The sequence below is a fragment of the Streptomyces sp. WM6378 genome, assembly GCF_001279695.1.
Lineage (GTDB): Bacteria > Actinomycetota > Actinomycetes > Streptomycetales > Streptomycetaceae > Streptomyces.
Map to the genome: position 1 here is coordinate 35,171 of NZ_LGDD01000322.1, position 19,381 is coordinate 54,551.

Annotated in this window: 18 protein-coding genes; 12 read left to right on the forward strand and 6 right to left on the reverse strand. The window is 71.4% G+C overall.

Going from position 1 to position 19,381, the window contains the following annotated elements; all coding sequences use genetic code 11:
- Positions 1-52: 52 nt before the first annotated feature.
- From ADK54_RS33825 to ADK54_RS33845, 5 genes are all read left to right on the forward strand, one after another.
- A complete protein-coding gene (locus tag ADK54_RS33825) occupies positions 53-1,099 on the forward strand; it encodes an energy-coupling factor ABC transporter permease (RefSeq protein ID WP_053729611.1) in 1,047 nt (348 codons plus the stop codon).
- Between the two features lies 1 nt (position 1,100).
- A complete protein-coding gene (gene cbiQ, locus ADK54_RS33830) occupies positions 1,101-1,862 on the forward strand; it encodes a cobalt ECF transporter T component CbiQ (RefSeq protein WP_053729612.1) in 762 nt (253 codons plus the stop codon).
- A 14-nt stretch (positions 1,863-1,876) separates the two neighbouring features.
- Positions 1,877-2,638 carry an energy-coupling factor ABC transporter ATP-binding protein gene (locus ADK54_RS33835; protein WP_053729613.1) on the forward strand — a complete coding sequence of 254 codons (762 nt, stop codon included), beginning with the start codon at positions 1,877-1,879 and terminating at the stop codon, positions 2,636-2,638.
- 364 nt (positions 2,639-3,002) lie between these two features.
- Positions 3,003-4,169: a serine hydrolase domain-containing protein gene (locus tag ADK54_RS33840; protein ID WP_199827085.1), complete on the forward strand. Its 1,167-nt coding sequence runs from the start codon at positions 3,003-3,005 to the stop codon at positions 4,167-4,169.
- The gene (locus ADK54_RS33845; RefSeq protein ID WP_053729615.1) at positions 4,166-4,984 is read left to right on the forward strand and encodes an SDR family NAD(P)-dependent oxidoreductase; all 819 of its coding nucleotides are present in this window, start codon (positions 4,166-4,168) and stop codon (positions 4,982-4,984) included. The genes ADK54_RS33840 and ADK54_RS33845 overlap by 4 nt, the downstream gene beginning before the upstream one ends.
- A gap of 15 nt (positions 4,985-4,999) precedes the next feature.
- Here the strand turns inward: ADK54_RS33845 and ADK54_RS33850 are convergent, their stop codons facing one another.
- The 3 genes from ADK54_RS33850 to ADK54_RS33860 form a co-directional block, all read right to left on the reverse strand.
- On the reverse strand, positions 5,000-5,845 hold the full coding sequence (locus tag ADK54_RS33850) for a DMT family transporter (RefSeq protein WP_053729616.1): 846 nt from the start codon (positions 5,843-5,845) through the stop codon (positions 5,000-5,002).
- A 136-nt stretch (positions 5,846-5,981) separates the two neighbouring features.
- Positions 5,982-7,607: a penicillin-binding transpeptidase domain-containing protein gene (locus ADK54_RS33855; RefSeq protein WP_053729617.1), complete on the reverse strand. Its 1,626-nt coding sequence runs from the start codon at positions 7,605-7,607 to the stop codon at positions 5,982-5,984.
- 133 nt (positions 7,608-7,740) lie between these two features.
- Positions 7,741-9,516 (reverse strand): dolichyl-phosphate-mannose--protein mannosyltransferase, encoded by a 1,776-nt coding sequence (locus ADK54_RS33860; RefSeq protein ID WP_053729618.1) that lies wholly within the window; start codon positions 9,514-9,516, stop codon positions 7,741-7,743.
- A 76-nt stretch (positions 9,517-9,592) separates the two neighbouring features.
- Between ADK54_RS33860 and rsmI the strand changes: the two genes are divergently transcribed.
- From rsmI to ADK54_RS33890, 6 genes are all read left to right on the forward strand, one after another.
- Positions 9,593-10,480: a 16S rRNA (cytidine(1402)-2'-O)-methyltransferase gene (gene rsmI, locus ADK54_RS33865; RefSeq protein WP_199827084.1), complete on the forward strand. Its 888-nt coding sequence runs from the start codon at positions 9,593-9,595 to the stop codon at positions 10,478-10,480.
- A gap of 192 nt (positions 10,481-10,672) precedes the next feature.
- Positions 10,673-11,038 (forward strand): hypothetical protein, encoded by a 366-nt coding sequence (locus tag ADK54_RS33870; RefSeq protein ID WP_053729620.1) that lies wholly within the window; start codon positions 10,673-10,675, stop codon positions 11,036-11,038.
- A gap of 60 nt (positions 11,039-11,098) precedes the next feature.
- Positions 11,099-11,971, forward strand: coding sequence for a TatD family hydrolase (locus tag ADK54_RS33875; protein ID WP_053729621.1), 873 nt, complete (start codon positions 11,099-11,101; stop codon positions 11,969-11,971).
- 136 nt (positions 11,972-12,107) lie between these two features.
- Entirely contained in the window at positions 12,108-13,514 is a 1,407-nt protein-coding gene (locus ADK54_RS33880; RefSeq protein ID WP_078966827.1) for a resuscitation-promoting factor, read from the forward strand.
- Complete coding sequence (rsmA, locus tag ADK54_RS33885; RefSeq protein WP_053729622.1) at positions 13,511-14,374, forward strand: 16S rRNA (adenine(1518)-N(6)/adenine(1519)-N(6))-dimethyltransferase RsmA; 864 nt, start codon at positions 13,511-13,513, stop codon at positions 14,372-14,374. Before ADK54_RS33880 ends, rsmA begins: the two co-directional genes overlap by 4 nt.
- Before the next feature lie 300 nt (positions 14,375-14,674).
- Complete coding sequence (locus ADK54_RS33890; RefSeq protein WP_053729623.1) at positions 14,675-15,577, forward strand: 4-(cytidine 5'-diphospho)-2-C-methyl-D-erythritol kinase; 903 nt, start codon at positions 14,675-14,677, stop codon at positions 15,575-15,577.
- Positions 15,578-15,579: 2 nt separating this feature from the next.
- On the opposite strand, the gene ADK54_RS33895 is transcribed toward ADK54_RS33890, so the two are convergent.
- The 3 genes from ADK54_RS33895 to ADK54_RS33905 form a co-directional block, all read right to left on the reverse strand.
- A complete protein-coding gene (locus tag ADK54_RS33895; RefSeq protein ID WP_053729624.1) occupies positions 15,580-15,822 on the reverse strand; it encodes a DUF397 domain-containing protein in 243 nt (80 codons plus the stop codon).
- Entirely contained in the window at positions 15,819-16,655 is an 837-nt protein-coding gene (locus ADK54_RS33900) for a helix-turn-helix domain-containing protein (RefSeq protein ID WP_053729625.1), read from the reverse strand. The genes ADK54_RS33895 and ADK54_RS33900 overlap by 4 nt, the downstream gene beginning before the upstream one ends.
- A 116-nt stretch (positions 16,656-16,771) precedes the next feature.
- Positions 16,772-17,422, reverse strand: coding sequence for a lipoprotein (locus ADK54_RS33905; RefSeq protein WP_053729626.1), 651 nt, complete (start codon positions 17,420-17,422; stop codon positions 16,772-16,774).
- 147 nt (positions 17,423-17,569) lie between these two features.
- On the opposite strand from ADK54_RS33905, the gene ADK54_RS33910 reads away from it, so the two are divergent.
- Positions 17,570-19,375, forward strand: a complete 1,806-nt coding sequence (locus ADK54_RS33910) for an ABC-F family ATP-binding cassette domain-containing protein (RefSeq protein WP_053729627.1) — start codon at positions 17,570-17,572, stop codon at positions 19,373-19,375.
- Positions 19,376-19,381: the final 6 nt, after the last annotated feature.

The window sequence follows — 19,381 nt, forward strand, 5'->3', positions numbered from 1 at the left end:
TCTGCGCATGCCGCGCAGGGAAGAGGGCGCCACGGGAAATCGGAGTCCCCCCATGCACGTACCCGATGGATTCATCAACGCACCTGTATCGGCGGTCACAGGTGTGGTCGCCGCCGGAGCCGTCGCCGTCAGCCTGCGCGGAGCGCGCAGGGAACTCGACGAGAAGACGGCGCCGCTGGCCGGTCTCGTCGCCGCGTTCATCTTCGCCGTGCAAATGCTCAACTTCCCCGTCGCGGCCGGCACCAGCGGCCATCTGCTCGGCGGCGCGCTCGCCGCGATCCTCGTCGGGCCCTACACCGGCGTGCTGTGCGTGTCCGTGGTCCTGCTCATGCAGGGCATCCTGTTCGCCGACGGCGGCCTCACCGCGCTCGGCGTGAACATCACCGACATGGCGATCACCACGACCGTCGTCGCCTACGCCCTCTTCCGGGGCCTCGTGAAGGTGCTGCCCCGCACCCGCCGCTCGATCACCGTCGCCTCGTTCGTGGCCGCGCTGCTCTCCGTCCCGGCCGCCGCCCTCGTCTTCACCGCGATCTACGCGCTCGGCGGCACCACCGACGTGCCGATCACCAAGGTGCTCACCGCGATGGTCGGCGTGCACGTCCTGATCGGCATCGGCGAGGCCGTGATCACCGCGCTCACGGTGGGCGCCGTCATCGCCGTACGCCCCGACCTCGTGCACGGCGCCCGCGGCCTGACCGCGCCGCTCAAGCTGCGCGTCGGCGGCGAACTCGTCGACGCGCCCGCCGCCGCCCCCGCGGCGGCCCGCACCCGCTCCACGAAGAAGGTGTGGGGCATCGGCATCGTCACCGCGCTCGTCCTCGCCGGGTTCGTCTCCTTCTACGCCTCGGCCAGCCCCGACGGCCTGGAGAAGGTCGCCCACGACAAGGGCATCGACGCCAAGACCAAGCCGCACGCCACCTCCGACTCGCCGCTCGCCGACTACTCCGTCAAGGACATCGGCGACGCCCGCCTGGCCGGCGGCCTCGCCGGAGTGATCGGCGTCGGCGTGACCGTCGTGGTGGGCAGCGGCGTGTTCTGGGTCGTACGCCGCCGCCGCACGGAGCCCGCCCCCGAGCGCACCCCGGAAGCGGTCTGACGTGGGAGCGGGCCACTCCCACCGGCTCTACCGGCACGGCCACTCACCCGTCCACGACCTGCCGCCGCACTGCAAGCTCGCCGCGGTGTTCCTGTTCGTGGTCGTCGTGGTGTCCACACCGCGCGAGGCGATGTGGGCCTTCGCGCTGTACGCCGTGCTGCTCGCCTGCGTCGCGGGTGCGGCCCGCATCCCGGCCGGATACCTCCTGAAGCGGCTGCTCATCGAGATCCCGTTCGTGGCGTTCGCCGTGCTCATGCCGTTCGTCGTGCCCGGCGAGCAGGTCCACGTGCTCGGCCTCTCGCTCAGCGAGAACGGGCTGTGGGGCGCCTGGAACGTGCTCGCCAAGGGCACCCTCGGCGTCGCCGCCTCCGTGATCCTCGCCTCCACCACCGAACTGCGCGCCCTGCTGCTCGGCCTGCAGCGACTCAAACTGCCGCCGCTCCTCGTCCAGATCGCGTCCTTCATGATCCGGTACGGGGACGTGATCACCGACGAGATGCGGCGGATGTCGATCGCCCGCCGCTCGCGCGGCTTCGAGGCGCGCGGGGTGCGCTCCTGGGGCGTTCTCGCCAAGTCGGCGGGCGCGCTCTTCATCCGCTCCTACGAACGCGGCGAACGCGTCCATCTCGCGATGGTCAGCCGCGGCTACGCCGGCGCCATGCCGGTGATCGACGAGGTGACGGCGACCCGCGCCCAGTGGACGCGGGCCGTGGCCCTCCCCGTGACGGCGCTCGCCGTCTGTCTGCTGGGCTGGATTCTGTGACAGGTGAGAACGTCATGAACGCTGAGAACGTCCCGTCCCTCGAAGTGTCCGGGCTCGCCTTCGCCTACCCCGACGGGCATCAGGCGCTGTTCGGCGTCGACCTGACGGTGGCGCGCGGCGAGCGGGTCGCGCTGCTCGGCCCCAACGGCGCGGGCAAGACGACCCTCGTCCTCCACCTCAACGGCATCCTCGAAGGCGGCGCGGGCTCCGTGACCGTCGCCGGTCTGCCGGTCGCCAAGAAGAACCTCGCCGAGATCCGGCGCCGGGTCGGCATCGTCTTCCAGGACCCCGACGACCAGCTCTTCATGCCGACCGTCCGCGAGGACGTCGCCTTCGGCCCGGCGGCGTCCGGGGTGCGCGGGGCGGAGCTGGAGCGGCGGGTCCTCGTGGCCCTCACCCAGGTGGGAATGGCCGAGTACGCGGACCGGCCGCCGCACCACCTGTCCTTCGGCCAGCGCCGCCGCGTCGCCGTCGCGACGGTGCTCGCGATGTCGCCGGAGATCCTGGTCCTGGACGAACCGTCGTCCAACCTCGACCCCGCGTCGCGGCGCGAACTGGCCGACATCTTGCGCGGGTTGGACGTAACGGTCCTCATGGTGACCCATGACCTGCCGTACGCGCTGGAGCTGTGCGGGCGGGCGGTGATCCTGAGCGAGGGGGTCATCGCGGCGGACGGCCCCACGGGGGATGTCCTGTCCGACGCGGCCCTGATGCGGGCGCATCGCCTTGAGCTCCCGTTCGGCTTCGACCCGTCCTCAACGGCGGCGCTCCGCTAGGGGGCGGTTCGTTTCGGCGCGGGCCCGCCGTGCCCTTTTGCGCAGTTCCCCGCGCCCCTAGCAGGACTGGTGTCGGCCCAGTACTGGCATCTTCAGCCTGTCATGGGGGTCCCCCCTGGCCCTTGAGGCCTTGGGGGAGTTTGAGGACGAGCGCCCTTTGGGCGCGAACGGGGTCTGGGGCGGAGCCCCAGGGTCCTTCACCCCCGGCGGGTTCCGGGAAGGGGTGGGGTGGGGTCTCAACGGGGTCTGGGGCGGAGCCCCAGCGCACCCGGCCGGGCCGCAACCCCGCCCGCGTCGGCCCCGCCTCCCCGTCAGGCACCATGGGTAGCGGGCACCAGCGCGGCGCCCAGCAAGATGGGGAGCGATCGTGGTCGACGTACAGGGCACCGTGGCACCGGGCTACGAACCGGTGAAGGACGCCTTCGTGCGGAACTTCGAGCAGCGCGGAGAACGCGGCGCGGCCGTCGCCGCCTACCGGCACGGCCGCAAGGTCGTCGACCTGTGGGCCGGCACCAAGGACGTGGACGGCACCGCCCCCTGGGCGCTGGACACCGCCCAGATAGTGCGCTCGGCCACCAAGGGCGTGGCCGCCGCCGTCCCCCTCCTCCTGCACCAGCGCGGCCGGCTCGACCTGGACGCCCCGGTGTCGACGTACTGGCCCGAGTTCAAGGCGGCCGGCAAGGAGCGCACTCTCGTACGGCACCTCCTCTCCCACCGGGCCGGGGTGCCCGCCCTCGACCGCCCGCTCACCCCCGCCGAGGCCGTCGACGGCGAGAGCGGACCGGCCGCCGTGGCCGCGCAGCCGCCGTTCTGGGAGCCCGGCACCGCGCACGGCTACCACGCGCAGACCTACAGCTGGCTGCTCGGCGAGCTGGTCCGGCGCGTCACCGGGCGCACCATCGGCCGCTGGGTGGCAGAGGAGATAGCCGGGCCGCTCGGCCTGGACTTCTGGATGGGCGTGCCGGACACCGAGGCGCACCGGGTGGGCCGGGTCGGCCCGGTCGAGGCGCCCGAGGCGGGCGACGGCGGGCTGCGGCTCAGGCCGAAGCGCAGCGTCACCGAGGCCTACCAGGACCCGCACTCGCTGACCCGGCGCGCGTTCGGCGCGATCGACCCGCTGCCGGACGAGAACGACCCCGCCTACCGCGCCGCCGAACTCCCCGCCTCCGCGGGCATCTCCACCGCCCGCGCGCTGGCCCGCTTCTACGCCGCCACCTTCGGCGAAGTGGACGGCGGGGAGCGGCTGTTCGCGCCCGCCACGCTCACCCTGGCCCGCACGGAGGAGAGTTCGGGGCCGGACAGGGTCCTTGTCGTGAACACCCGCTTCGGCCTCGGCTACATGCTGCACGGCCCGGCCTCCCCGCTCCTCGCCCCCGGATCCTTCGGGCACCCCGGACGCGGCGGCTCGCTGGGCTTCGCCGACCCCGAGTCGGGGACCGCGTTCGGCTATGTGACCAACGGCCTGCAGAAGGGTGTCACCGCCGATCCCCGTGCCCAGGCCCTGGTGCGGGCGCTACGTTCGACCGTATGACGCATCCTCAGACGGCTTTCCAAGCGGCTTCCCAGACGGCTTTCAACACAGCACGCTTCGACGGACACGCGGTACTGATCACCGGCGCGGGGCGCGGCATCGGCGCCGCCACCGCGCGCAGGCTGGCCGCCGAGGGCGCCCAAGTCCTCGTCACCGACGTCGAGTTGGGGCGGGCGACCGAAACGGCCGCCGAACTGAAAGGTGCCGTCGCCCGGCGCTGCGACGTGTCCGACCGGGCTTCGGTGGAGGCCGCGGTCGCCTACGCCGTGGAGGAGTTCGGCCGGCTCGACGTCCTCGTCAACAACGCCTATTCCTGTACGCCGGACGCCGCGCTCTTCGAGGACGAGGACGACGAGGAGTGGGCCCGCGACCTCGACATCAGCCTCACCGGCGCCTTCCGCTGCGCCCGCGCCGCCCTGCCGCACCTCGCCGCGTCCGGCCGGGGTGCGATCGTCAGCATCGGCTCGGTCAACGGCGAGCAGGACTTCGGCAACCACGCCTACAGCGCCGCCAAGGCGGGCCTCGCCTCCCTGACCCGTACGCTCGCCGGGGACGCCGCGCCGCGCGGGGTGCGGGTCAACCTGGTCGAGCCCGGCACCGTCCACACCCCCACCTGGGACGGCCGCGAGGCCCAGCTGGAGCGGATGGCGAAGCTGTACCCGCTGGGCCGGGTCGGCGAGCCCGAGGACATCGCGGCGGCCGTCGCCTTCCTCGCCTCGGCCGACGCGTCCTGGATCACCGGCACCACCCTGCGCGTCGACGGCGGCCTCCTTGCCGTCAACACCGGCTTCCAGCGGGCGGCTTGCGGGGAGTGACCGGCCGAGGGGATGTCAACCCGCCCGCAGCATCAGGCCGATGCCCACCACCAGCAGGCCCGCCGCGGCGATCCGGGGGGCGCCGAAGCGTTCCTTGAAGAAGACCGCGCCGATCGCCGCGCCCACGATGATCGACGATTCGCGCAGCGCGGCGATCGGGGCGAGCGGCGCCCTGGTCTGCGCCCACAGGACGAGCCCGTACGCGGTGACGGACAGTGCCGCGCCAAGGAGCCCGCGGGCCGTGAACGGGCGCAGTTCCACGGCCAGTTGGGACCGCCGGCGGTGCACGGCGTAAGCGGGGATGGCCAGGCCCTCCAGGATCATCAGCCAGGCGATGTAGCCGGACGAGGAGCCCGAGGCGCGCACCCCGACGCCGTCGACGACGGTGTACCCGGCGATCGTGAGGCCGGTGGCCAGGGCCGCGAGAATGGCCGGCCAGTTCGGCCGCGAGCCGCGCAGGCCCCACAGGGCGACCCCGACCAGGCCCGCGCAGGCCACGGCCACGCCCGCCAGCTGCCATGCGTTCGGCATCTCGTGCACGAACACGGCGGCGAGCACGGTCACCACCAGCGGGGCCGTGCCGCGCGCGATCGGATACATCTGCCCGAAGTCGCCCAGCGTGAACGACCGCATGAGCAGCAGCATGTACGCGACGTGCAGCGCCGCCGAGACCAGCAGATACGGCCAGGCCCCGCGGTCCGGCACCGGCACGAACGGCAGCGCGAGCAGCCCGATCAGCGCGCCGCCGCCGGATATCAGGGTGAAGGAGAGCAGCTGGTCCTTGAGGTGGTGGGCGAGCGCGTTCCAGCTGGCGTGCGTGAGGGCCGCGAGCAGCACCGCGCACGTGATGGTCAGGGTCACGAGTGCCGCTCGCGCGGGGCGAGGGGGCGATCCGGAGAGTTCATGGCCCGCACGCTAGTGGTCGGTGTACGGGCCATGCGAGAGGGTTTCAGGGCCTGGGCTCGAACCCCGCGCCAGGCGCTTGGGGGGTGTCCCCCTAGCCCGCGCGCAGGACCTGCGCGACGATCGGCCCCGCCGCGTCCCCGCCGTGTCCGCCGGACTGCACCAGGGCGGCCGCCGCGAGGTCGTCGCTGTAGCCGGTGAACCAGCTGTCCGACTTGTTCTGGCCGTCCTTCTCGGCGGAGCCGGTCTTGGCGCCCTTGTCGCCGCCGACGTTCCCCATGGCCACGGTCGCCGTCCCGTACGAGGCGGTCGCGGTGATGTGCATCATCTCGCGCAGCTGGCCGGCGATGCCCGAGGGCAGCGGGTCGGCCTGGGCCAGCGCCCGGCCGTCGAGGGACTGCGGCACGATCACCGGCTGGCGGAAGCGGCCCGACTTCGCGGTCGCCGCGATGGACGCCATGTCGAGCGGGCTCATCTGGACCTTGCCCTGCCCGATGTACGCCGCCGCCGTCTCGGCACCGGCCGAGGCGGGCACGCTGCCGTCGAAGGACGGCACGCCGATCTTCCAGTCCTGGCCGATGCCGAAGTAGTTGGCCGCGACGCGCCCCAGCGCCCCGTCGTCGTTCACGTCGTCGACGAGCTTGATGAAGGCGGTGTTGCAGGACCGGGCGAAGCTCTTCGAGAAGGGCTGGCCGTCCATCGAGAAGTTGTTGAGGTTGTGGAAGGTGACGCCCTGCCACATCGCGTCCGCCGGGCACTCGGCCGGCTTGTCCGGGGACGCCTTGCCCTTCTCGATCAGCATCGCCGCGGTGACGATCTTCATTGTGGAGCCGGGCGCGACCCGGCCCTGGAGCGACGCCGGGAACTTGTCGCTGCGGTTGTCCGCGACCGCCCGGATCTCACCGGTGCTCGGCTTGACGGCCACCACCGACGACTCCCCGAACCCCTTCACGGCCTTCTCGGCGGCCGCCTGCACATCCGCGTCCAGGGTCGTCTTCAGCTTGCCCGGCGTGCCCTTCTGCAGGGTGATGAGCGTGCGGGCCGGGGTGTTGTTGCCCTGGATCTGGAGCTCGATGCCCGGCGTGCCGTCGACCTTGGCGCCGTACTTCTCGCGAAGCCCGTCCAGGATCGCGGCCAGCGAGGGGTACTGCTCCTTGGTCAGCGGGCGGTCCTTGTGGTCGACGGCCTGGATCTCGGGGTTCTGCGCCTTGTCGGTCACCAGGCGCTCGCCCGTCTTCAGCTGCGGGTACAGCACGGCGGGCTGCCAGTCCACCAGCGCCTTGTGCGTCAACTGGCCGCGTACGACGGTGAGTTGGGAGGCGTAGGACAGCGGGGCCGTCTTGCCCTCGAAGGAGACGTCGGCCTTGACGGTGTACGGGACGACCGCCCCGTTCGGCGCGCCCGGGGTGACCACCACGTTCGTGATGTGGGCCTGGTCGCTGAAGCCGGCCAGCGCGGCCGAGGCACCCTGCTGGTTGTTGGTCAGGGCGGCGGCCCCCGCCGCGTCGCCCTTCGCCCAGGCCTGGAGGAAGCCGGTGGAGGTCTCCTTGATCTCGTCCGCGCCCGGCGGCCCGGTGCGCGCGGGCGCGCCCTGCGTGCGCGTCCCGCCGGAGCCCTTGTCGTCACCGCCGCCCACCAGCGTGTAGCCCCCGTACGCCACACCTGTGGCGACCACCACGAACACCCCGCCCACGATGGCGACCTTCGCTCCACTGCGCATCCCGCAGTTCCCCTCCCCAGGAGTCCCCCGAACCTCTTGAACGTGTTCAAGGGGTTACTTGGGGGCGACTCTACGGGACGGCAGTGACAGCGGTGCTCTCAGTTGTCGAACGGTTACCGGAACGCGACCGGCATCACACCCAGCTGTCCAGCCACATCCGGCTGCGCCAGGAGTCGAGCGGGATGGCCGTGCCGGTGTAGATCGGCCAGAAGTACACGAAGTTCCACACGATCAGCAGGACGAGCACACCCGCCCCGATCGCCCCCACCGCACGCCGCCGCTCGTCCGAACCCGGTGGCCCGATGATCGCGCCGATCATCATCGCCACCGCCAGACACAGGAACGGCACGAACACGACCGCGTAGAAGAAGAAGATCGTCCGCTCCTGGTACATGAACCAGGGCAGGTACCCGGCCGCGATGCCGCACGCGATCGCGCCGGCCCGCCAGTCGCGCCGGAAGATCCAGCGCCACAGGACGTAGAGGAGCGCGAAGCAGGCGGCCCACCAGAGCAGCGGGGTGCCGAGCGCGAGGACCTCGGAGGCGCACTTGCCGACCGTGTTGGAGGGGCAGCCCTGGATGCCGGGGGCGGGGCTCTCGTAGTAGTACGAGACGGGCCGGCCGAGCACCAGCCAGCTCCACGGGTTCGACTGGTAGGTGTGGCCCTCGGTGAGGCCGACGTGGAAGCTGTAGACCTCGGTCTCGTAGTGCCAGAAGCTGCGCAGCGAGGCCGGCACCCAGCTCAGGTCGAACTGCGGCAGGTGGTTGATGGTGCCGATGACCGGGAGCTTGATGTGGTCGGGGGACAGGCCCGCGCGGCCGTCCGCCCAGTGCCGGCCGTACCCCTTGTCGGTGACGAACCAGCCCGTCCACGACGCCATGTACGTGGCGATCGCGACCGGCACCGTGGAGAGGAACGCCCAGAACGCGTCCCGGCGCAGGACCGCCCGGTAGGGGGTGACCGCCCCCGCCGTGCGCCGGGCGCCCACGTCCCACAGGACGGCCATCACGCAGAAGAAGACCAGGATGTAGAGGCCGTTCCACTTGGTGCCGCAGGCCAGGCCGAGCATGATCCCGGCGCCGAGCCGCCACGGCCGCCAGCCGAACCTCAAGGTCGCCGCGATCTCCGCGTCCGGGCGCAGCAGCCCGTCCTCGCCCTCGGGCAGTGCGGCCGCGAGCTTCGCTCTCGTACGGTCGCGGTCGACGAGGAGGCAGCCGAACGCGGCCACCACGAAGAACATCAGGACCGTGTCGAGCAGCGCGGTGCGGCTCATCACGAAGTGCAGCCCGTCGACCGCGAGCAGCGTGCCCGCGAGGCAGCCCAGGAACGTCGAGCGGAACAGGCGCCGCCCGATCCGGCAGATCAGCAGCACCGACAGGGTGCCGAGCACGGCGACCATGAAGCGCCAGCCGAACGGCGTGAAGCCGAACATCTTCTCGCCGATGCCGATCAGGTACTTGCCGACCGGCGGGTGCACCACATAGCCCGGCGCGGTCGGCACCGCGATGAGATCGGGGTTGGCGAGGATCGACTTGTCGATGTCCTTCGGCCAGTCGCCCTCGTAGCCGTGGTTGATGAGCGCCCAGGCGTCCTTGGCGTAGTACGTCTCGTCGAATATCACCGCGTGCGGGGCGCCCAGGTGCCAGAACCGCATGAGCCCCGCGACCAGCGTCACCAGGAGCGGCCCCGCCCACGCCGACCAGCGCACGATGCGCGCCGCCCACAGGGGCGGGATGCCGAGCACTGTCCACAGCTGCCCGGAGGGCCGGGCGAACGGAGGCACCAGGCGCTCGCGCAGCCCGGTTCTCGGCCGCACGACATGGCCGAACCGGCGCATGCGGTGCGGCCAGGAGGGCGGCTCGTCCCCGGCTTCGTGGCCCGGCAGGGTCTGTGGCGCAGTACTGGTCACCGCGCCATCGTAGGGAACCCGGCTGTGCGAGTCCCGTGGCCGGGCCCGGCGGCCCGGCCGTCGCCGGGCTGCGAGGATGGTTGGTGTGACCGGAACTCTCGTACTCGCAGGCACCCCCATCGGCGACACCGCGGACGCCCCGCCCCGGCTCGCCGCCGAACTGGAGCGGGCCGATGTCGTCGCCGCCGAGGACACCCGGCGCCTTCGCCGCCTCACCCAGGCGCTCGGCGTGCACACCCAGGGCCGGGTCCTCTCCTACTTCGAGGGCAACGAGTCGGCGCGCACCCCCGAACTGGTCGAGGCCCTCGAAGGCGGCGCCCGGGTGCTGCTCGTCACCGACGCGGGCATGCCGTCGGTCTCCGACCCCGGGTACCGCCTGGTCGCGGCCTGCGTGGAGAAGGACATCAAGGTCACGGCGGTGCCGGGCCCATCGGCGGTGCTGACCGCGCTCGCCCTGTCCGGGCTTCCCGTGGACCGCTTCTGCTTCGAGGGGTTCCTGCCGCGCAAGGCCGGCGAGCGCCTCGGCCGGTTGCGTGAGGTCGCCGACGAGCGGCGCACGCTGGTCTACTTCGAGGCCCCGCACCGGCTCGACGACACCCTGGCCGCGATGGCCGAGGTGTTCGGCGCCGGGCGGCGCGCGGCGGTGTGCCGGGAGCTGACCAAGACGTACGAGGAGGTCAAGCGCGGCCCCCTGAAGGACCTCGCCGAGTGGGCGGCCGAGGGTGTGCGCGGCGAGATCACCGTCGTGGTCGAGGGCGCGCCGCAGACGGGCCCGGCCGATCTGGACGAGGCCGAGCTGGTCAGGCGCGTACAGGTCCGGGAAGAGGCGGGGGAGCGGCGCAAGGAGGCCATCGCGGCCGTCGCCGTCGAGACGGGTCTACCCAAGCGCGAGGTGTTCGACGCGGTAGTGGCGGCAAAGAATGCGGCACGTCAGGGCCCCGCCGCAGGTAAAGGACTATCGTAAAAAGTAAAACGCAGGCCGCGCACCGGGGCAGGGAAAAGCACGCAGCCCTAGGAAAGGCCAAGACCACGCCAACTCTCGACAGCCCCTGATGCGTTTTGGCAGCGAAAGGCGTCTCCTGGATCGGGGACGCTTTCGCCCCCGCTCGCAAGAGCGCTCGCAAGAGCTTGTCCAGCGGACAAGAGGAGCCGGCACATGAGTGAGATCGCTGAGACCACGGCACACGAGGCGTATGCCTTCGCGTGCATGAGGTGCGGATACGGCTGGGAACAGGCGTACGAAATAGAGCACCACACAGACGCCACTGGCCAGGCATTCGTCATATACAAGGCCAATGGCGAACGGGTGCCCTCCCCGCTGTCCGCCCCCACCTGCCTCAACTGCGGCGGGCACGTGGTGCGCATCATGCGTGCCGGGCGGGTGTCGTCCGCACAGCAGTGGCTCAAGGACCACGAGGCGAAGCCGGCCAAGTCCGAGCTGGAAGACACCGCCGGGACCGCTGCGAAGCCGGAGCACCACTGGCATCTGTCGGACCTCCTGCACCCCTTCCACCGGAGGTAGGCGCCCGCACGTACGCGACCGGTCGCGACGGGGGCGCGCCCCTTTCGTAGGATCGCCCGTATGAGTGCCGCCAAGGATGCCCCGCCGCCCCTGCCCGAACCGCTCGGAGTGGCGGTGGCCGATTCGCACACCCACCTGGACATGCAGGACGGCACGGTCGAACAGGCCCTGGAGAAGGCCGCGGCCGTGGGTGTCACCACCGTGGTCCAGGTGGGCTGCGACGTGAAGGGCTCCCGGTGGGCGGCGGAGACCGCCGAGGCGTACGCGCCCGTGCACGCGGCCGTGGCCCTGCACCCCAACGAAGCCCCCCGGATCGTCCACGGAGACCCCGACGGCTGGTCGCGCCAGGGCGCGCGCGGCCCCGGCGGCGACGGCGCGCTGGACGAGGCCCTCGCCGAGATCGAGCGGCTCGCCGCCCTGCCGTGGGTCAAGGCCGTCGGCGAGACCGGCCTCGACTACTACCGCACGGGCCCCGAGGGCAAGGCCGCCCAGGAGCGGTCCTTCCGGGCGCACATCGAGATCGCCAAGCGGCAGGGCAAGGCGCTCGTCATCCACGATCGCGAGGCGCACGCCGATGTGCTGCGTATTCTGCGCGAGGAAGGCGCACCGGAACGCACGGTCTTCCACTGTTATTCCGGCGACGCGGAAATGGCCGAACTCTGCGCCGAATCCGGGTACTTCATGTCCTTCGCGGGAAACATGACCTTCAAAAACGCCCAGCCGCTGCGCGACGCTCTCGCCGTCGCCCCGCTGGAACTCGTTCTCGTCGAGACCGACGCGCCGTTTCTCACCCCGGCTCCGTACCGCGGACGGCCCAATGCGCCGTATCTCATTCCGGTCACGGTGCGGGCCATGGCGGCCGTGAAGGGTATCGGCGAAGACGTGCTGGCCGCGGCGATCGCGGACAACACTGCGCGCGCGTTTGATTACTGACCGATAACAGGGATCCGGTCGCGCCGAGCGGTGCACAGGGTAGCGCCACGACGCTGTGTAGTCGAGTTGCTTTGGAGAGTGACCGCTGCTCCGCTAGTGTCCCGGCCCGCACCATCGGACCGGACCCTGGAGCGTCGTGAGCAATTCGCAGGGCAGTCACCGTGCCGCACGCGGCGGCCACCGCGCCGCGACCGCCACGGCAACGCCTCCGTACGGGGTCGCCGCGGGCACGGGAGAGGCGTCCGCGCCCCCCTTCGGCTCCCGCGCGCCCCGGTACGACGGCTTCACGCCCGCCTACGCGGACCACGAGACCCTGATCGCCCCGGTGCCCGTCCCCGAGCAGCGCGCACCCGTGCCGCCCCGCCCAGAACACCGAGAACGCCAGGACGCAGAGCCCGGAGGGCGGGCCGGGGCGCGCCGGGCGGCCCGGCGCCGCAAGTCCTCGGGCGGGCCCGAAGGCCTGCGCCGGCTCGTCCCGCAGGCCCTCGTCGTCGCGTTCCTGGCAGGCGGCACCTCCGCGTTCGTCGTCAGCGACAAGGCGGTCCACCTGACCGTCGACGGCGTACCGCGCACCATGCACACCTTCGCCGACAGCGTCGAGGAGCTCCTGGCCGACGAGCACGTGCCGGTCGGGGCGCACGACGTCGTGGCGCCCGGCCCCGGCGCCGAGCTCGCCGGCGGCGACGAGATCGTGGTGCGCTACGGCCGCCCCGTCCAGCTCACCCTCGACGGCCAGCGCCGCCAGGTGTGGACGACCGCCCGCACCGTCGACGGGGCCCTGCGCCAGCTCGGCGTGCGCGCCGAGGGCGCCTATCTGTCGGCGTCCCGCTCCTTGGAGATCGGCCGCGCGGGCCTCTCCCTGGACGTACGCACCGAACGCTCGGTGACCTTCCTCGCGGACGGCCGCGAACGCACCCTGCGCACCAACGCGGCCACGGTCTCCGGTGCCCTGGAGGAAGCGGGCATCTCGCTGCAGGGCCAGGACACGACCTCCGTACCCCCGATGTCCTTCCCCCGCGACGGCCAGACGGTCACGGTCATGCGGATCAGCGGAACGAGGGAGGTGCGCGAGGAGCCCATCCCCTTCAAGGTCGAGAAGACCAAGGACGACACGCTGTTCACGGGTACGCAGGTCGTGGTCCGCCAGGGCCAGCAGGGCGCCCGCAAGGTCACGTACGCGCTGCGGACGGTCAACGGGGTCAAGCAGAGGCCGAAGAAGATCGCCGAGGAGATCGTGCGCGAGGCGGTCACCCAGCAGGTCAAGGTCGGCACCAAGGCGCTGCCCGCCTCGGTGGGCGGCGCCGACCACCTCAACTGGAGCGGCCTGGCCCACTGCGAGTCGGGCGGCCGCCCGAGCGCCCTCGACCCGTCGGGCACGTACGGCGGGCTCTACCAGTTCGACGCGGGCACCTGGCACTCGCTCGGCGGCAGCGGGCGGCCCGAGCAGGCACCGGCGGGAGAGCAGACGTTCCGGGCGAAGAAGCTGTTCGTGGCCCGGGGGGCGAGCCCGTGGCCGCACTGCGGCCGTAGGCTGTATCGGTGAGCACCACTGAGCCCGACGCACTCCTTACCCCCGCCGACATCCGCGAACTGGCCGCGGCGCTTGGCGTACGCCCCACCAAGCAGCGCGGCCAGAACTTCGTCATCGACGCCAACACGGTCCGCCGCATCGTGCGCACCGCCGAGGTCCGCCCCGACGACGTGGTGGTCGAGGTGGGCCCGGGCCTGGGCTCGCTGACCCTGGCGCTGCTCGAAGCGGCGGACCGGGTGGTGGCGGTGGAGATCGACGACGTACTGGCGTCGGCGCTCCCCTCGACGATCGCGGCGCGCATGCCGAGCCGTGCGGACCGTTTCGCTCTGGTCCACTCCGACGCGATGCTGGTCAAGGACCTGCCGGGCCCGCCCCCCACGGCACTCGTGGCGAACCTCCCGTACAACGTGGCGGTCCCGGTCCTCCTCCACATGCTGGACCGCTTCCCGAGCATCGAACGCACCCTGGTCATGGTCCAGGCGGAGGTCGCGGACCGCCTCGCGGCGAAGCCGGGCAACAAGGTGTACGGGGTGCCTTCGGTGAAGGCGAACTGGTACGCGGAGGTGAAGCGGGCGGGGTCGATCGGCCGGAACGTGTTCTGGCCGGCGCCGAACGTGGACTCCGGGCTGGTGTCGCTGGTGCGGCGTACGTCCCCGGTGGAGACGACGGCCGCCAAGGCGGAGGTCTTCGCGGTCGTGGACGCGGCGTTCGCGCAGCGCCGCAAGACCCTGCGGGCGGCGCTGTCGGGCTGGGCGGGCTCGCCCGCGGCGGCCGAGGCGGCCCTGGTCGCGGCGGGGGTTTCTCCGCAGGCGCGGGGCGAGGGGTTGACGGTGGAAGAATTCGCCCGGATCGCAGAGAACCGCCCGAGCTAGAGCCGCCTGCGGCGAGCCATTCCCCACCCCGCCCCTTCCCGAGACCCTCCGGGGGTGGAGTGGTCGGGTGCGGGCCGTGCGTGGCTGGTCGCGCAGTTCCCCGCGCCCCTAGCAGGGTGGATGCGGGCATACCCAGCCCGTCCGGCGTTTGAGGACGAGCGCCCTTCAGGCGTGATCGGGGTCTGGGGCGGAGCCCCAGGGTCCTTCACCCCCGGAGGCCACGCGGCGGAGCCGCAGAGTGTTGCAGCGGGAAGGGGCGGGGTGGGGGAAAATGAAGCCGCCCGCACCCGAAGGAGCCACGTGACCCCCCGCACCGTCACCGTCCGCGTCCCCGCCAAGGTCAACGCCCAACTGGCCGTGGGCCCCGCCCGCCCCGACGGGTTCCACGACCTCGCCAACGTGTTCCTCGCCGTCGCCCTTTACGACACCGTCACGGTGACCCCCGCCGACGAACTCCGCATCACGTGCACGGGCCCGGACGCCCCCCAGGTCCCCCTGGACCGCACCAACCTGGCCGCCCGAGCGGCGGAACTCCTCGCGGCCCGGCACGGCATCGAGCCCAACGTCCACATCCACATCGACAAGGACATCCCCGTAGCGGGCGGCATGGCAGGCGGCAGCGCGGACGGCGCGGGCGCGCTCCTGGCCTGCGACGCCCTGTGGGGTACGGGCGCCGAACAGTCCCAACTCCTCGACATCTGCGCCGAGTTGGGCAGCGACGTCCCGTTCAGCCTGGTCGGTGGAGCAGCCCTCGGTATGGGACGCGGCGAGAAGCTCACCCCGCTGGAAGTCGGCGGCACCTTCCACTGGGTGTTCGCGGTGGCGGACGGCGGCCTCTCCACCCCGGCGGTCTACCGGGAGTTCGACCGCCTCACCCCGGACGCCCCCGCCCCCGTAGCCTCCCCGGCCCTCCTGGACGCACTCCGCACCGGCGACCCGAAGGCCCTCGCGGCCGCCCTCGTCAACGACCTGCAGCCCGCCGCCCTGTCCCTGCGCCCCTCCCTCGCGGACACCCTGGAGACGGGCAAGCAGGCGGGTGCCCTGGCCACCCTGGTCTCAGGCTCGGGCCCGACGACGGCCTTCCTGTGCGCAGACCCCGAAGCGGCGACCAAGGTCGCGACGGCCCTCACCGCATCGGGCACCTGCCGCACCGCGCGGGTGGCCTCGTCACCGGCACAGGGGGCGACGGTGCTGACCGGCTGAGATCAGCCCCGGTGCCCCGCGACGAACGCGGTCCACGCCCGCGCCGAGACGGCGAACTGCGGACCCTGCTTGTCCTTGGAGTCGCGTACGTGGACGGTGGCGGGGCAGACCGCGACCTCTACGCAGCTGTCGCCCTGCGTGCCGCTGTAGCTCGACTTGTGCCAGTCGAGGGCGACTTCTACGCAGTTGTCGCCCTGCGTGCCGCTGAAGCTGCTTTTGAACCAGGTGAGTTCTGTGCTGCTCATAGGGCTCCTCGAATTCGCTCCAACAAGGCCCGTGATTCAGCTGGGTTGAGGGCCTGCGAGCGCAGTGTGTCATACGCCCGCTGGAGGGGGCCCACCTCTTTCAGGTCGCTGATCAGACGCCCGATCATCTGCCCCTCGCAGTATGCGTACCGCTTCCCGTCTGGCCCTTCCAGCAGCGCGACCGGCCCATCCAGACACGCATGGAACTCGCAACCCAGCGGCATGATTTGGAGCGTCACGTTGCGGAGTTTCGTGACCTCCAGTACGTGGTCCAGCATGCCCCGAGTCACCTCCAAGCCGCCGAGCCGCTCCCGGAACACCGCCTCCGAAACGATGAAGCTGAACGGCACGTTCGGCCGCTCCAGAAGCAGCCGCTGACGTTCCATCCGCGCGATGAGTTGACTCTCCACCTGCTCGTCGGTGAGGGGCGGTACAGCGTTCTCGAACAGCGTGCGCGCATACGCCTCCGACTGCAACAGCCCGGGCACCATGCGGCATTCGTACGTGCACAGACTCACCGCGGTCCGTTCTCGCCGGGCCCACTCGCGGAACCAAGCCGCCAGCCCCGGATGCCGGGTCAGATGGCGGTACGCCTTCTTCAGCGCCCCCGTCCCGCCCAGGGCCGGCTCCGCTCGGTCCACGAAATCGCGGTCCGGCATGCGGCGGCCCAACTCGATCGATTCCACGGTGTGTTTGGAGAAGCGGACCAGCGAGGCGAGCTCTTCTCGGGTGAGGCCGGCGTGTTCGCGCAGGCCCTGTACGAAGGCCCCGAACGTCTTCAGGCTGTCGGACGAAACGGGCTCGCCCGCGCCGTACTCCCAGTCCTCGGTCATGTGCCGCCACCTTCCGGTGAGTTGATCTCCCCGCTCAACTCACCCAGGGTGACCGCTCACGACCGTACCGTCCACCCTCCGTGTCCGTACGCTCGCTCAGCGTACGGACCGGGGTGTCACGGCGTCGCCTTCATGCTGGACTTCGCCAGCTCGTACGCCGGGAGCATTTCCGTCTGCTCCTGCGTGTCCAGGCCGCTCAGGTGCAGGACGAGCGTGCCCTTCGGCGTGACCACCGCCAGTGCACGCTCCTGCTTCGACTCGTCCATCAGCTTGTTGTACGTCTCGAAGACGACCTCGGTCGCGGGGAGCGAGCCCGCCTTGATCTCCTCGTACGTCGCCTTGCTCGCGTTCTTGTTCGCTCCGACGAACGCCTCCAGGACCGAACGGGGCGTGCCCGACTTGGCGTCCTCGGTCCAGGCCCGCATGAAGCCGACGTTCCCCGCCGGCTTCGCGTCCATCTCGCACGCCATCGTGAACGGGCCCTGCTTGCTGAGCCCGGCGAGCGGGGAGTCCGCGGCCTCCGGCTCCACCGGCTTCGCCTTCCACTTGGCCGCCAGGTCGAAGGCCACCGGCAGTGTGCACGCCGAGCCCGCCGCCCCCACCGCGGAGCCCTTGGCCGCCGGCGCCGTCGCCCCGCTCTGTGAGGGCTTCGCGGGGCTCGCCGGGGTCGACAGCGCCGCCTCCTCCTCGCCGCACCCCGTCAGCACCGCCCCCGCCAGCGCCAGCGCCACCGCGCCCCGCACCACATTCCGTACATTCCGCTTCATGAGCCCCCGCCCCTTTGCCACTCGTAAACCCCAGGCTTTGAACCTCGGATTACCGAACATGTGATCCCCTGATCGCGCACCGCACGCTATCCGACCCTCCGCGGCGACTACCCTGGACGACGATCCATCCCCCTGCTCAGGAGTGAAATGGCCGTCAACCTGGTCAATGTCGAGGCAGTCAGCAAGGTGTACGGGACCCGTGCCCTGCTCGACGGTGTTTCCCTCGGCGTCTCCGAAGGTGACCGGATCGGTGTCGTAGGGCGCAACGGCGACGGCAAGACCACCCTGATCCGGATGCTCGCCCAGTTGGAGGAGCCGGACACCGGGCGGGTCACGCACGTGGGCGGGCTGCGCCTCGGCGTGCTCACCCAGCACGACTCGCTCGACCCCGAGGCCACCGTCCGGCACGAGGTCATCGGCGACCTCGCCGACCACGAGTGGGCCGGCAACGCCAAGATCCGCGACGTCCTTACGGGCCTGTTCGGCGGGCTCGACCTGCCCGGCTTCGCGCAGGGCCTCGACACCGTCATCGCGCCCCTGTCCGGCGGCGAGCGGCGCCGCATCGCGCTGGCCAAGCTGCTCATCGGCGAGCCGGATCTGATTGTTCTTGATGAGCCGACCAACCATCTCGATGTCGAGGGCATCAGCTGGCTCGCCCGGCACCTCCAGGCCCGGCGGTCCGCGCTCGTCTGCGTCACCCACGACCGCTGGTTCCTCGACCAGGTCTGCACCCGCATGTGGGACGTCCAGCGGGGGTCGGTGTTCGAGTACGAGGGCGGGTACTCCGACTACGTCTTCGCGCGGGCAGAGCGCGAGCGCATCGCCGCCACCGAGGAGGTCAAGCGGCAGAACCTGATGCGCAAGGAGCTCGCCTGGCTGCGCCGCGGCGCCCCGGCCCGTACCTCCAAGCCGCGCTACCGCATCGAGGCCGCCAACGAGCTCATCGCCGACGTGCCGCCGCCGCGCGACACCAGCGAGCTGATGAAGTTCGCGAACGCCCGGCTCGGCAAGACCGTCTTCGACCTGGAGGACGTGACCGTCCAGGCGGGCGAGAAGCTGCTGCTCAAGCACCTGACCTGGCAGCTCGGCCCCGGCGACCGCATCGGCCTGGTCGGCGTGAACGGCGCGGGCAAGACCTCGCTGCTCCGCGCGCTGACCGAGGCCTGGCGCACCGCGGGCGAGGCGCAGCCGGTGGCCGGCAAGGTCGTCGTCGGCAAGACCGTGAAGCTCGCCTACCTCTCCCAGGACGTCGCCGAACTCCCGCCCGCCCTGCGGGTGTTGGAGGCCGTCCAGCAGATCCGCGACCGCGTCGACCTCGGCAAGGGCCGTGAGATGACCGCCGGGCAGCTCTGTGAACAGTTCGGATTCTCCAAGGAGAAGCAGTGGACGCCTGTCGGGGACCTCTCCGGTGGTGAGCGGCGGCGGCTCCAGCTGCTCCGTCTCCTCATGGACGAGCCCAACGTGCTCTTCCTCGACGAGCCCACCAACGACCTCGACATCGAGACCCTGACCCAGCTGGAGGACCTCCTCGACGGCTGGCCGGGCTCCATGGTCGTCATCTCCCACGACCGGTTCTTCGTCGAGCGCACCACCGACCACGTGTGGGCGCTGCTCGGCGACGCCACGCTGCGGATGCTGCCGCGCGGCATCGACGAGTACCTGGAGCGCAGGCAGCGGATGATCGAGTCCGCGCCGGCTCCGGTCGCGGCCCCCGCGGCCAAGCCCACGAGTGCGGTCTCGGCCCAGGACGCCCGCGCCGCCAAGAAGGAACTCCAGAAGGTCGAGCGGCAGCTCAACAAGATCTCCGACCGCGAGACCAATCTGCATGCGCAAATCGCCGATAACGCCACAGACTTCGGCAAGGTGGCGAAACTGGATGCAGAGCTGCGCGAACTGATCGCCGAGCGCGACGAGTTGGAGATGCGCTGGCTCGAACTGGCCGAGGAGGCCTGAGGCACA